Source organism: Bacillus cereus group sp. MYBK216-1, from assembly GCF_051916495.1.
Taxonomy (GTDB): domain Bacteria; phylum Bacillota; class Bacilli; order Bacillales; family Bacillaceae_G; genus Bacillus_A; species Bacillus_A thuringiensis_K.
Map to the genome: position 1 here is coordinate 66,490 of NZ_JBQAGT010000005.1, position 13,835 is coordinate 80,324.

Consider the following 13,835-nt stretch of genomic DNA (forward strand, 5'->3'; position numbering starts at 1 on the left):
TGCCATACTGTAAGGAGAATATAGAATAGGGGTGAAGTAATGGCTTTAAATGAAAAGGTAGAATTAGCTACATTTGCTGGAGGGTGTTTCTGGTGTATGGTTTCTCCGTTTGAAGAGATGGAGGGAATTATACAGGTTGTTTCAGGGTATACAGGCGGTCATAAAGAGGACCCAACGTATAAAGAAGTGTGCTCGGAAACAACAGGACATTATGAAGCGGTACAAATTACATTTGATGCAAATAAAATGCCGTATGAGGAGTTATTAAATATATATTGGAGACAAATTGATCCGACTGATGTAGGTGGGCAATTCCACGACCGCGGACAGTCTTACGAAACAGTGATTTTTTATCATAATGAAGAACAACATAAAAAAGCAGAGGCCTCAAAAGAAGAGCTTGAGCAGAGTGGGCGCTTTTCAAAACCAATTGCGACAAAAATACTACCAGCAGCTATATTTTATCCAGCTGAAGAATATCACCAAGGATATCATAAGAAAAACACATTCCGCTATGAGTTATATCGTAAAGGCTCAGGACGAGATGCTTTTATTAAGCAACATTGGCCAAAGGATAATGCTCATTTAAAAGAAAAACTCAATGAGATGCAGTTTTATGTAACACAGGAAAATGGTACAGAACCACCATTTCGAAATGAGTATTGGAACCATAAAGAGGAAGGTCTTTATGTAGACATCGTTTCCGGTGAGCCGTTGTTTACTTCTCTAGATAAATTTGATAGTGGATGTGGATGGCCTAGTTTTACAAAACCAGTTATGTCAGCAAGTGTGAAAGAAAAGATGGATGTGAGTCATAATATGACACGTACAGAAGTGAGAAGTAAAGAAGGAGATTCACATCTTGGGCACGTATTTCCAGATGGTCCAGGACCAAATGGCCTTCGTTACTGTATTAATTCCGCAGCTCTTCGATTTATTCCGAAAGAGGAATTAGAGAAAGAAGGCTATGGCGATTTCCTAATCTTGTTTGGAAATAAAAAATAACCTCGCAGTTAGCGAGGTTATTTTTTTGTTATTTTGTTTTTTTCTTTTTAAATTTGCTTAATACTTCATAAACGATTGGAACAATAAGAAGTGTTAATAACGTTGAACTTGTTAATCCACCAATTACCGTTACGCCAAGTCCTTTAGAAATTAAGCCACTACCTTCAAATCCTAATGCAAGCGGGATAAGAGCACCGATTGTTGCAATTGCAGTCATTAAAATTGGACGAAGGCGTGTTGCACCAGCTTCTAATAAAGCTTCACGTGTTGATAGTCCTTCATTTTCCTTATGAATAACGCGGTCGATAAGCACGATTGCGTTTGTTACAACGATACCGATTAACATAAGCGCACCAATCATTGCAGATACACTTAATGTTTCACCAGAGATTAATAAGGCAACAAGAGCCCCAATAATTGTAAATGGTAGCGAGAATAAAATTGCGAATGGTGCTAGGGCACCACCAAATGTAACGACAAGAACGAAGTATACAATGGCAATCGCAGCTAACATCGCTAGGCCAAGTTGCTTGAATGATTCTTGAATATCTTTAGTAACACCGCCCATAGAAACATCTACACCAGAAGGAAGATCCATTTTATCTACTTCTTTTTGTACTGCAGTAGATGCTTTTGAAACGTCATCAGATGTTAATTTGGCACTAACCTCTGCATAAACACGTCCATCTCGGTGTGTTACTGTATTCGATGTTTCACCTTCTTTTACAGTCATAACATCTTTCACAGCTACTTCATTACCAAGTGGTGTTGTAATTTTGCGATTTGTTAAGTCATCGATTGTTTCATAATTTTGTTTTTCAGCTTCTACATATACATTGATATCTTTACCGTCTTTTTTAATTGTTGTCAGAACAGGGCGATCATGTTGATTAGAAAGTCCCATTCCAATTTGAGCAGCCGTTAAGCCCATTTTACTTAGCTTTTCTTGATCTGCGACTAAAGTGTACTCTGCATATGTTTTTGCAATACTAGAATCTATATCTTTTAAGTCTTTATTTTTCTTCATGATATTTTGAATATCTTTTACGACAGGCTTAATGTCTTCTGAGCTATCTCCGTAAACGTATAGTTTAATTTCATTACTACCGCCACTTGCTCCGAAGTCTTGGTTTTTCCATTCGCCTTTGCCAGACATCTTCTGTAAATCTTTAACGACTTGTTCTTTCTCTTTTTCAAAGTTTTTCGTGTCGTTATCATATTGCACGAAGAACATTGCTTGGTTTGATTGACCAGGACTCATTGGATTCTCTCCACCTAATGAGAACTGAATTGTTTTGACGTCTTTATTATCTTGGAAGTGCTTCTCAGCTTTTGTTGCAATTTTTTCAACGTCTTCTAACGTTTGACCTGGTTCAGGGTTGTATGTTGCAATGATCATTTTTTCTTCTTCAGAAGGTAAGAAACTTACACCGATAACTGGTACAAGTGCAAGACTACCAACTAATAGAAGGACAGCGATACTTGATGTAATAATTTTGTGATTTAAAGCCCATGCAAGTATGCGTTTATAACCATTTGCTAATTTACTTGGTTTTTCTTCATGATGTACTTCTTTTTCCCTCATGCTCTCTTTCTTAAATAAGGAATGGGCTAGCATCGGTACGATTGTAACTGCTACTAGTAACGACGCTAATAAAGCGAAGACGATAGTTAAGGCGAATGGTAAGAACATTTCACCAATCATACCTTTTACAAGCCCTAGCGGTAAGAATACAGCGATTGTTACAATGGTAGAAGACATAATCGGGATAAACATTTCTTTCGTAGCTTCACGAATTAAATCTTTTCCGCGCAATTTCTCTTCTGATAACGACATACGTCGATAAATATTTTCAATAACAACAATTGAGTCATCGACAACGCGGCCTATAGCAACTGTCATTGCTCCAAGTGTCATAATGTTAAGCGTAATATCCATTTGCTTTATGACTAAAACAGCAATTAATAAAGAAAGTGGTATTGAAACGACAGAGATTAACGTTGTTCGAATATTTCGTAGGAACAGCATAATAATAACAATCGCAAAGATAGCACCGAAAATTGCTTTGCTCAGCATTGTTTCTACTGATTTTTCAATAGGTGCACCTTGGTCGAATGTTGAAATAATCTCTAAGTCTTTATACTTTTTCTCAAGTTCTTTTACTTTATCTTTTACTGCATTTACAACATCAACTGTATTTGCATCAGAGGCCTTCACAATTTGAATTCCAATTGCTTCTTTTCCATTTGTTCGAGAAATGGATTCTGCTTTCCCAACTTCTTTAATGTCAGCAATTTCGTCTAATGTAACTGTTGGAATCCCGTTCATAGCAGCTGGATTCATTTGCGGCGTTTGTGCACCAGCGCCAGCATTTTGACTACCTTGACCGTTAGGTGAGGAAGGTATAGCTGGGATTTTGAGTTCTTTTAATGTTTTAATCGTTGTAATATTGCCATCTACAACAACTGATTTTTCCGTGTCTTTAAATGTGTATAAGCCAAGTGGTAAAGATACATCTGATCCCTTAATTACATTTTTTACAGTATCTTCACTTAGTCCTAGTTCTTTCATTTTATCTTTCTTGAAGACGAGCTGTACTTCGTCTACTTGTTGACCAGCAATTTGAACAGATGCAACACCATCAAGTCCTTTTAATCCTGGTACAACATTTTTTTCTACATTTTCAGTTAAGGTAGCTAAAGATTCATTCTTGCTTGCTACGCTTAACGAAATAACAGGAAAAGCATTGAAGTTTACTCGTGAAACTTTAGGGTCTTTAACACCGTCTGGGAGCTTCACATTCGTAAGAGCTTCTTTAATTTCTGTTTCTGCTTTTTCCATATTTTTATCAAAATCGTATTCTACTTGAATAGAAGATGCGTTTTGAAAAGATGATGAGCTTACAACGTTAACACCGCTTAAATTTTGTAGTTGTTCTTCCATCGGCTTTGAAACTTTATCAGCTACTTCTTCTGGTGTAGCACCAGGATAGACCGTAGTTACTGTTACAATCGGTGTTGTAATATCAGGAATTGTTTCCAGCTTCATATTGAGTCCAGAGTAGATCCCGGCAATAGTAACAATAATGGTTAGTAGCCAAACTGCGAACTTATTTTTTAACGAGAAATTGATGATTTTGTTCATGTTTGCGCTCCCTTTTTATTATATTGACCAACTGGTCAGTCTAATACATAATATAACTGACCGCTCGGTCAATCGTCAATAAAAAGAGATGGTATAATACATTTATAATAAGATGCGAGATTAAATTTAGGAGAGAAGATATGAAAGAAAAAGAGCGTTTAATTATAGAATCGGCTATGAAGTTATTTGCTACTAAGGGTGTAAATGCGACATCAGTGCAGGAAATTGTGACAGCTAGTGGTATATCTAAGGGAGCTTTTTACTTATATTTTAAATCGAAAGATGAGCTTTTATTAGCGACACTTCGATATTATTATGACAAAATCCAAAAGAAAATGCTGGATATTGAACAAGAGTCTTTATTACCACGTGAAAAATTTGCAAAACAATTACATTGTCAGTTTAATGATATACAAAAGCATAAAGAATTTATTATTATGCATGCGAGAGAAAATGCAATTCCGTTTAATAAAGAAGTGGAAGAATTTATGATGCGGATGAAGTTAGAGTCTCATGCATTTTATCGGAATAGTTTATTGTCCATTTATGGTGAAAAGGTTATGCCATATTTATTGGATTTAGTAATTATGGTAGAAGGCATATGCCGTGGGTATTTAGAATTAATTATTTTACAAGCACCAGAAATCGATTTATCGTATGTCGCTGCTTTTATTTTAAAAAGAGTAGATCATTTAGTAGATGGCTTAGTAGAATCTTCGGAAGAACCTATTTTACATGAAGAAAAGCTTGGAGAATTTCTTTGTAAATCCGAGCTCATTAAGGAACAAGTTAAAGAGCATTTTTTAAAAGAAATTATTGTATTTAAGCGTAATTTAGCTGATCAATTAGAGGATGATGAGTTGTTAGTAACGTTAGATGTTTTAGAGGCTGAAATCCGATTGCTTAATCCAAGAATTCCGGTAATTAGAGGTATGTTAGCAAACTTAGAGGCGTATCCGGAATTAAAAGAATTTCAATTACGCCTTATAGGATACTACAATATAAAAAATTCTTAATAAAAATAAGTAAAAAACTCCTTGTCTACACAAGGAGTTTTTTCTTAAAGACTACTTACTGTTTTGAGACCATTCTTCAACATCCCAAACTTTTGTGATCCAATCTTCATAGAAGTCCGGTTCGTGACATACAAGGAGAATTGTTCCTTTATATGCTTTCATAGCCTTCTTAAGTTCCGCTTTTGCTGTAACATCAAGATGGTTTGTCGGCTCATCAAATAATAGCCAGTTACTTTCCTCACCCATTAGCTTACATAAACGAACTTTTGCTTGTTCTCCACCACTTAATTGACTTAATGGGCGAGAAATATGTTCATTTTTTAATCCGCATTTTGCTAACATTGCACGAATTTGATGCTGGTCTAAACCAGGGAATGTATTCCATACATCATCAATTGGTGTTATATTATCAGCTTTAACTTCCTGTTCAAAGTATGCAGGCTCTAAGAAGTCACCAAGGCTTGTTTTACCGCTTAAAGGTTTAATTTTACCTAAGATTGTTTTTAGTAACGTTGATTTACCAACACCGTTACATCCAACAATAGCAATTTTTTCACCACGTTCAATCGTCATTGATAGCTTTGGTAGTAGAGGATGCGTATATCCGATTTCTACATTTTCACCTTCAAAGACGAAGCGGCTACTTGCGCGACTTTCTTTAAATGAGAATTCAGGTTTAATCGCTGTTTCTGGGCGATCAATAAGTTCCATGCGATCAAGTTGTTTTTGACGACTCTTTGCACGACCTGTCGTTGAATAACGAGCCTTGTTCTTTGCAATGAAGTCTTCTTGTTTTTTGATAAACTCACGCTGCTTTTCATAAGCGTTTATATGTTGATTTTTATTGATTTCTGCTAGTTCTAGGAATTTTTCATATGTCGCTGTATAGCGTGTCATTTTTGTGAATTCTAGATGGAAAATAACATCAACACATTTGTTCATAAATTCCGTATCATGAGAAATCAATAAGAATGCATGTGGGTATTCTTTTAAATAATTTGTTAACCAATGAATATGTTCAACGTCTAAATAGTTAGTAGGTTCATCAAGCAATAACACTTCTGGCTGTTCAAGTAATAGCTTTGCAAGCAATACCTTTGTACGTTGTCCACCACTTAGTGCTGAAACATCACGATCTAAACCAATTGCATCAATTCCAAGACCACGTGCAGCCTCTTCAATTTTCATATCTAGTAAGTAGAAACCACCTGCTTCAAGTGCATCTTGTATTTCTGCCATTTGCTCAAGAAGTTCTTCTAGTTCTTCTGGTGTAGCAGTTCCCATTTTTTCTGTAACTTCATTTAAAGCTTTTTCCTTTTCGAATAACGGTAAAAATGCATCCGCTAGTACGTCACGGATTGTACGCCCAGGTGTTAAAACAGTATGCTGATCTAAGTAGCCGTAATGTGTGCCCGGTGTCCATTCTACACGACCTTGGTCATGAATAAGCTGACCAGTAATGATATTCATGAATGTTGATTTACCAACACCGTTTGCACCAACTAATCCAACGTGCTCACCTGCTAATAATCGCATAGATACATCTTTAAATAATGTACGATCGCCAAATGTATGTCCTAATTTTTCAACTGTTAATAAGCTCATAGTATCCTCCGTCCAACTTGAAATAGTACCTTGAATCATGATACTAAATTCTTTCATATAATGCCATCATTTCAAAATGTATATATTTTCAAAACAAGCTAATGTACAAATGTTTATTGCTCATTTCCCAGACCTTTATGGTCCAAATGCAGAAAGCATACTTGTCCATCATACATTAAAGGCAATACTTGCAAATAAAATGTCTAGCTTTGTTGGAGATAAAAAGATTGCCCGTGAATATATTTTCACACCAGATGGTGTAAAAGCAATGGTTGAATTAGCTTCACATGATGAGGCCTATGGACAAAAGTGGAACATACCAGGTTATGGTGTCATTACAGGTGAGGAAATGATTCAACACATACGGGAATTAACGGGATATACCAAACGAATAATAACTGTAAAAAGAGGAATGATCCAGTTCATTGGTCTGTTTGATAAGCAGATGAAAGAATTTGTAGAAATGCTATATTTGACGGAAAAACCAGTTGTATTAAGTTGAGAGAAATACGAGAAATGTATTGGAGAGTTACCAAAAACTTCTTATTATGATGGGCTAAAAGAAATAATTATGTATATGAAAAACAGATGTAAATAAAGAAGTTAAGTTCCTTTTCATGATTTTGAAAAGGAACTTAACTTTATACTACCTTTTTACCTAATTTTTGTTTTATAAACCCTAAAACGAATCCACGTATTTGAGGATCAATTACAATTCCAATCATACCGTATAGTATACCAGTAAGAGTTAAAGCAATTAGTGGCGGTAAGTTGATTAATGCAATTCGGTATATACCGTAACTAATAATAAAGGCTAAGGAATTAAATATAATTCCTTTAACTAATAATTGCATACCTTTACGAATAAAGAGGATAAATCCGATTAATAGTGTAATTTCGGTAAGGATAGCTGCGACAGCTGCCCCCATCATTCCATATTTACTACCTAATACAATATAACCTATGATGGCAACAACTAATCCAATAGTCATTGTTGTTGCACGTTTCCATTGCTGGCCAATCGTTGTTAAATTATCGGCTAGTGGATAGTTAATTGATTGTAAAATAACCATAAACGCTAGAATAGCAAGAGCGTCACCAGCGGGAGCGTATTTTTCTCCTAATAAACTAACAATCCAGAAACTTGGATCAGCAATAAAGGGGATAGAAATTCCCATTCCTAAAAAAGACATAAGTTTTAATTCAAAACTTGATAATTTTCTATGTTCTTCAATATTTTTCTCATTACCAAAAGCAAACAGCCTTGGATAAAAGGCAGCTGCAATTACCCCAGGTATTTGATATAGTACAGCAGGTATTTTAGATGCAGCACCAAAGAATCCAACTTGATTATACGTTGAAACCTTTTCTAATATAATAGGGCCCAATTGTGGTAAGAGCATAATGATGATTCCATTGATTGTGAAAATAAGTAGTTGATCTAAAATGCCTTTATCCCAACCCTTATGTACTTTCGTATAACGTATTGTCATTATAAAGGCGATAACACCCGTTACAAGACTAGATACCCCGTACATGGCAGCAACCATCATAAGTGACCATTGGAAAGACATCCCTAGTAATAGGGCAGCAGCAGCTGTTACACCTTGTAGTACAGAAATAATAGCTGTAAATTGCATGCGTTCTGTTACTTGGAAGTAAGCCATGCCAACACCTTGTAAGGTTGCTCCGAACATTGTTGGTAGAACAACCCAATATACCATCGCCCGTAAGTAAGCATCGGGATAGAAGAACTGGGCAAAAATAGCGAAAAGTACAGAAATTACGATAGCTAATATTAAACGAATACGTAAATAACTACTTATTAGTACGCTAATATTAGCATCGCTTCTCGTTCCTTCACGCATAAAGGTATGTGTCAAACCTGCATCTGTAAAGTAACAAATAACAGCTGAAACTGCTAACGCAGTTGTAAACATACCGTAATCACTTGGAGAAACATATCTTGCAAAGAAAATTGTTGCAATAGCCAGTACAAAACGGACAGTAATGTTTCCTACAAAGAGGTAGGATGCGTTTTTTAGAATTTTATTTGTTTTCATGAGAAAAGACCTTTCTATTCTTTAGGACCCGGTTAGCTTGTCCTATTGGTAAATTTGATTTGTTCACAGAAAGAGAGAGTATCGTTATATTTTCAGTTTAAGAAAACAGAAATTTAATTCGTACAAACCAAAGCATTGCATATAGTTTTTTACTACGTTTTCCATTCTTTGAATAGATTTTACGGCAATATTTCTTTATATCTTTTTTGATTAATTGAACTTGTGATTTATCTAATTGAGAGTTTCCCTTAATATATATACAAGCGTTATTGATGACTGTATAAGGGAATAAATAAGTCTCAAGAATCTCAATAAGTGACTGAGGGTCTTTTGTAATGAAATCTTGAGATTTATTATGTACCCAATCCTTCATACGATTGAATACTTCCAACTCTTTTGTCGTTTTTAATTCATAATCTTTATACTTAGAAGAAAGATTTCCTTCTGATAAGATTCTATAATATGTTAAATATTCATCGACATAGCATACATTTGTCACACTCATTAGTTTAAATAAAAACTCTAAATCTTCGCCCCAACTACATCCTGGTGTAAAACGAATGTTATGATCCATTACGATGGATCGTTTGAAAATCCAAGTACTTGTTTGAGCAACAACTTGATGTGTTAGGAATGCTTTTGTCATATCACCTTTAATAAAGTTTGTTGTATGTTCAACCTTCTCGCCTGTTTCTTCGTAAAAATTCATATAACCACAATAGCACGCGTTCATTTCATTTTTATGCATACTTTCGACTTGCTTCTCAATTTTAGTTGGATGCCATAAGTCATCGCTATCAAGGAAAGCGACATATTCTCCGCTAGCATTTTCGATACCTGTATTACGGGCTACCGAAACACCTTGGTTTTTTTGATGAATGTATTTTACTTGCCCTGGATATTTTTCAGCAAGGTTTTTCACAATAGAAGGTGATTGATCTTTACTTCCATCATCTACAATTACAATTTCGATATTTTTATATGTTTGATCTAGTATTGACTGCATCGTTTCTTCAATATATTTTTCTGTGTTATACAGAGGTATGACAACAGAAACAAGTTGCTTTTGTTCCATCATAGAATTTTTATCTCCTCAAGTTTTTTATGTCTTGCATCATATATACAAGCCTTTTGAAAGGAAGAAGATTACAAGAACATCTGTATAAGTTTAACGCATATAAACTTTGTAAATCAACTTTCTATTAAAAAGGTAGCAGGAAATGAGATTCTTATGGTTAATTCTCGTATTTTAAACAGCTTTAACATGTCTATTGCTTATAAATTCTTATTCATACCATTTTAACTTATTAGTAAGTAGGATAATATTTATCGTAAGGATTATGAAGGCGAACAAATTATTATTGAGCATAAAAAAACCTCTTAATTTTTGAAATAGATTAAGAGGTTTTTTATATTAGCTTTGAAATATTAGGTTAGTCTTTGTCTGGCTCAGTTGCATTTAATTTTTGCTTTAGTAACGCATAATCTTGTGTTAATGTTACAAGTTGATGATGTTGTTTAGAAATTTTTCTTGTTAGGTCAAAAATTAAGATGAAACAGAATAATAGTCCAAATAAGAATAAAATGGAAGGGGGATATTCTACTTTTAATAGTTTTCCAATCCAGTTTATAATTTTATCGGTAGAACTTAAAATAGCCATTGCAATACAAACGAAAATCCATAAAACAGCATATTTCGTTTCTAGAGTTCCACGGCGAATGGAATTAATAATTAATAATAATAATAATAAAATAAAGATGAATGAAAAGGTAATTATAGGCATTTATTATCAACCTTTCACGATTTTTTGCATCAATATAGCAAGGCTTACTTTAATCATGTAATATGCAGATTTAAAAGGTGTGATGGAAGATTGTCCACCTTGTCGCTCTTGCATATTTACAGATATTTCATTAATGCGAAGTTTTTTCTTTTTTAAATGAATAAGGACTTCTGGTTCTGGATAATCTTTTGGATAATTATGTGCAAAAATCTTAATTACTTCTCGATTGATAGCACGATATCCAGAAGTTGGATCCATAAATGTTTGTTTTGTTAGTACTTTCAATAGGGCAGTAAAATAAAAAATACCGATCCTTCTGGAAATACTACCTTTATATGCTGTTTTTTCTGTAAAACGTGACCCTAGTACCATATCGCATTCATCTTCAGCGATAGGCTTTATAATTTTATATAAATCATCTGGATTATGTTGTCCATCAGCATCGAACTGAATCGCAATATCATATCCGTTCTCATATGCGTATTTATATCCAGTTTGTACAGCTGAGCCAATACCTAGGTTATATGGTAAATTCACAAGGTGAACAGGAAAATCTTTTACGATTTGAGCTGTTTTATCGTGTGATCCATCATTAATAACGCAAATGCTTAATCCTGTAAAATGCTGTTTTAGTTTTAATAATCTTGTTAATGTATCTGCAATTGCTTCTTCCTCGTTATACGCTGGAATAATAATTAACGTTTTTGGTATTGAAATTGGTACTTCAATAGTCATTACCGCACCATCCCTTATATACTTAATCATATTATGGTTATTTTTAAACGAACTTTATTTAATATACCATTAATAGTATAACAAAATAAAGGAAAAGCTGGTGCATGATTTAGGAGAACAGATTGACAATAAAATGGTAAGAGGTGATATTTTGTATAAAAAAATACATGCAAGGAAGAAAAAAACATGCATGTATATAGAAGAGTATTGTATTAAATATTCCAAGGTTTATTTAAAGTTAAAACCTCAGCCATTTCTTTACTTTTTAAACGTCCTTTTTTTCTATTTTCCGCGCGTTCTGAACCGGTTGTGTGTAACCAATGTTCTTCCTCAGTTTCAGGAAGTACTTGTGGTACGGACGAAGGTTTTCCATCTTTTATTGCCACAAATGTAATGAAGCAAGTAGCGGCAATTCTACGCTCGCCTGCTAATAAATTTTCTGCGATTACTTTTACGAAAACTTCCATTGAAGATTTCCCTGTATAACATACAAATGCTTCATAACAAACAGAATCAGCTTGGTGAATTGGAGTTAAAAAATCAACTGAATCAATAGATGCTGTTACGCAATGTTTACGACTATGTCTTGCAGCCGCAATCGAAGCAATACTATCAATTTCTGCTAATAATTTCCCTCCAAAAAGTGTTTGGTGATTATTTAAATCGTTAGGAAAAACACGTGTTGTCTTAATTGCTTTAGATTCTCGCATGAATTTCTTTTCCATATATTCAGCCCCTATAGTCTGTTTTCAATCAGAATAATATGTGTAAGTGGATTACTCATATTAGATATTTAATGAAGTAAAGTGTATTCCAAAAGAGGATTATTTAAACTTCTGTATTTGTATTCATGTAACTGAAAGAAAATTTATTTTATCTAAAATGTAGTGTAAAAGAGGATTCGCTTACATTGCAAGTAAAAAGTAATGACTATGTATTTGTCATAGAAATTCTCTATCAGCCGTGTACCCATTCATGGTAGAATCGTTTTGTTATGAATGGAAATAGAGGTGCAATGGACATATGAATCATATACAAACAAATTTTTCATCTTTCTTCAATAAAATTATGATCGGTGCGATGCTCGCATTTTTTGTTTATAGTTGTTGGGCAGCATTTGAGACAAGTAAGCAATTTTTTGGAGGAAGTACAACAAGTGTAACAATCATATTGGCAATTTTCGTCATACTCATTTTGCTAGTGACATCAATTCTACAATATCGTTTTACAGATAAACAATTTCTTACTTTTCTTATAAGTATAACTATAGTTGTAAGGCTTAGTATGCTGTTATTTGTAGATGCTCCAATAATTGGTGATATGAAAGTGATGTATGAGTCTGCAAAGCAGATTGCAATTGGTAATAATATAGGGACTGTAACTCATTTGCCTTTTATTATATATGAGTCAATAATTATTCGTATATTTGGTGATACATTATTCGCTTTACAACTAGTTAATGTGTTATTTTGCGCAGGAACCTCATTTTTTATTTATCGTATTGCGGCAATGGTTTTGGGAGAAGAATGCGGTCGTATTGCTTCCGTATTTTATGCTCTGTATATTCCAAATATATTCATGAGTTCCGTATTAACTCCTGAGTCACTTGCAATATTTTTATTTTATTTTGCTTGTTACATACTTTTATATAAAGGATTAGATCATCCTTATATGTGGGTGTTTTCAGCGATTTTATTTGCATTTAGTAATATGATTTTCCCAATGGGATTATTTCTTCCTATTTTTATCACGGTATATGTATTATTAATCGAAGTATTTCAATCAGCAACGAAACAAAAGGTGTTACTAAAGATGATAGGGATACTTATTCTATTTTATAGTGCCCATTTTAGTGTGAATTATGGAATTAAGACAATGGGAATGTCACAATATACGATTGCGAATGAGACGTATGTTCAATCTGTTTTAATTGGAAAAACGCAACATGAGGAAAAAATATCGAAAAATCAAAGTGTAACAGAGCATATTGATCAAAAGTTAAAAGAGATTGAGGGAGAAAGATTTAAACTTTTAGAACCGATGATAAATCAGTTTTCAGATGAGGGAATAAATTCTATTCTTTTCAAATGTGAAAAAATGATATATATAGCCGTAACATTGTTTATGACTATAGCTCTATTACACTTTCTTATTAAGAAACAACAAAATGAGGGATATATGTTGTTTTTATTTTTAATTAGTGGCTACGTATTGTTAAAGCTCTTTCAAGTAGATATGGCATATTACAATGTAATTATGCCGGCATTGTTCATTTTGCAGAGCTTTGGTGTTTATATGAGTTATGTGTATTGTCAAAAAATATTTTTCAGAAAATAAAAAGAATCCATTCTGGATTCTTTTTTTGAGGGAAGATGAAATTTAGTAGTCAGTGTAGATGAAAAATATGCCTGACTTGAATTTTATCCCGCTATTTTCCAGACAGCAAGACCCCCACCTCAAAATCAGCGAAAGCAAAGAAGTT

Annotated in this window: 10 protein-coding genes and 1 pseudogene; 4 read left to right on the forward strand and 7 right to left on the reverse strand. The window is 33.9% G+C overall.

Annotated elements, in window-relative coordinates; translation table 11 throughout:
* Positions 1-39: 39 nt before the first annotated feature.
* A complete protein-coding gene (msrB, locus tag ACTFRH_RS18605; RefSeq protein WP_001196951.1) occupies positions 40-1,005 on the forward strand; it encodes a peptide-methionine (R)-S-oxide reductase MsrB in 966 nt (321 codons plus the stop codon).
* A gap of 28 nt (positions 1,006-1,033) precedes the next feature.
* Here msrB and ACTFRH_RS18610 read toward each other — a convergent pair whose 3' ends face one another.
* A complete protein-coding gene (locus tag ACTFRH_RS18610) occupies positions 1,034-4,150 on the reverse strand; it encodes an efflux RND transporter permease subunit (RefSeq protein ID WP_001033482.1) in 3,117 nt (1,038 codons plus the stop codon).
* Positions 4,151-4,290: 140 nt separating this feature from the next.
* Between ACTFRH_RS18610 and ACTFRH_RS18615 the strand changes: the two genes are divergently transcribed.
* Positions 4,291-5,166 carry a TetR/AcrR family transcriptional regulator gene (locus tag ACTFRH_RS18615; protein WP_000659647.1) on the forward strand — a complete coding sequence of 292 codons (876 nt, stop codon included), beginning with the start codon at positions 4,291-4,293 and terminating at the stop codon, positions 5,164-5,166.
* A gap of 51 nt (positions 5,167-5,217) precedes the next feature.
* Here ACTFRH_RS18615 and ACTFRH_RS18620 read toward each other — a convergent pair whose 3' ends face one another.
* Positions 5,218-6,771 (reverse strand): ABC-F family ATP-binding cassette domain-containing protein, encoded by a 1,554-nt coding sequence (locus ACTFRH_RS18620; protein WP_000055410.1) that lies wholly within the window; start codon positions 6,769-6,771, stop codon positions 5,218-5,220.
* A gap of 88 nt (positions 6,772-6,859) precedes the next feature.
* Between ACTFRH_RS18620 and ACTFRH_RS18625 the strand changes: the two are divergent.
* A pseudogene (locus ACTFRH_RS18625) lies at positions 6,860-7,369 on the forward strand (short chain dehydrogenase); the annotation flags it as partial.
* Positions 7,370-7,412: 43 nt separating this feature from the next.
* Here the strand turns inward: ACTFRH_RS18625 and ACTFRH_RS18630 are convergent.
* The 5 genes from ACTFRH_RS18630 to ACTFRH_RS18650 all read right to left on the reverse strand — a co-directional run bounded on the left by ACTFRH_RS18630 (position 7,413) and on the right by ACTFRH_RS18650 (position 12,078).
* Entirely contained in the window at positions 7,413-8,834 is a 1,422-nt protein-coding gene (locus ACTFRH_RS18630) for an oligosaccharide flippase family protein (RefSeq protein WP_000856135.1), read from the reverse strand.
* Positions 8,835-8,931: 97 nt separating this feature from the next.
* Positions 8,932-9,912 carry a glycosyltransferase family 2 protein gene (locus tag ACTFRH_RS18635; protein WP_000970517.1) on the reverse strand — a complete coding sequence of 327 codons (981 nt, stop codon included), beginning with the start codon at positions 9,910-9,912 and terminating at the stop codon, positions 8,932-8,934.
* Between the two features lie 355 nt (positions 9,913-10,267).
* Complete coding sequence (locus ACTFRH_RS18640) at positions 10,268-10,618, reverse strand: DUF2304 domain-containing protein (RefSeq protein WP_001121774.1); 351 nt, start codon at positions 10,616-10,618, stop codon at positions 10,268-10,270.
* A gap of 6 nt (positions 10,619-10,624) precedes the next feature.
* Positions 10,625-11,353, reverse strand: coding sequence for a glycosyltransferase family 2 protein (locus ACTFRH_RS18645; protein WP_000151535.1), 729 nt, complete (start codon positions 11,351-11,353; stop codon positions 10,625-10,627).
* A 212-nt stretch (positions 11,354-11,565) separates the two neighbouring features.
* Entirely contained in the window at positions 11,566-12,078 is a 513-nt protein-coding gene (locus ACTFRH_RS18650) for an acyl-CoA thioesterase (protein ID WP_000412121.1), read from the reverse strand.
* Between the two features lie 298 nt (positions 12,079-12,376).
* Here ACTFRH_RS18650 and ACTFRH_RS18655 point away from each other — a divergent pair, with 298 nt between their 5' ends.
* On the forward strand, positions 12,377-13,690 hold the full coding sequence (locus ACTFRH_RS18655) for a glycosyltransferase family 39 protein (protein ID WP_001015621.1): 1,314 nt from the start codon (positions 12,377-12,379) through the stop codon (positions 13,688-13,690).
* The last annotated feature ends 145 nt before the right edge of the window (positions 13,691-13,835 follow it).

What these genes read in the sequence shown, in the direction of transcription:
- msrB (WP_001196951.1), top strand. Translation starts at nt 40, where the DNA reads ATGGCTTTAAATGAAAAGGTAGAATTAGCTACATTTGCTGGAGGGTGT.
- ACTFRH_RS18610 (WP_001033482.1), bottom strand. Translation starts at nt 4,150, where the DNA reads ATGAACAAAATCATCAATTTCTCGTTAAAAAATAAGTTCGCAGTTTGG.
- ACTFRH_RS18615 (WP_000659647.1), top strand. Translation starts at nt 4,291, where the DNA reads ATGAAAGAAAAAGAGCGTTTAATTATAGAATCGGCTATGAAGTTATTT.
- ACTFRH_RS18620 (WP_000055410.1), bottom strand. Translation starts at nt 6,771, where the DNA reads ATGAGCTTATTAACAGTTGAAAAATTAGGACATACATTTGGCGATCGT.
- ACTFRH_RS18630 (WP_000856135.1), bottom strand. Translation starts at nt 8,834, where the DNA reads ATGAAAACAAATAAAATTCTAAAAAACGCATCCTACCTCTTTGTAGGA.
- ACTFRH_RS18635 (WP_000970517.1), bottom strand. Translation starts at nt 9,912, where the DNA reads ATGATGGAACAAAAGCAACTTGTTTCTGTTGTCATACCTCTGTATAAC.
- ACTFRH_RS18640 (WP_001121774.1), bottom strand. Translation starts at nt 10,618, where the DNA reads ATGCCTATAATTACCTTTTCATTCATCTTTATTTTATTATTATTATTA.
- ACTFRH_RS18645 (WP_000151535.1), bottom strand. Translation starts at nt 11,353, where the DNA reads ATGACTATTGAAGTACCAATTTCAATACCAAAAACGTTAATTATTATT.
- ACTFRH_RS18650 (WP_000412121.1), bottom strand. Translation starts at nt 12,078, where the DNA reads ATGGAAAAGAAATTCATGCGAGAATCTAAAGCAATTAAGACAACACGT.
- ACTFRH_RS18655 (WP_001015621.1), top strand. Translation starts at nt 12,377, where the DNA reads ATGAATCATATACAAACAAATTTTTCATCTTTCTTCAATAAAATTATG.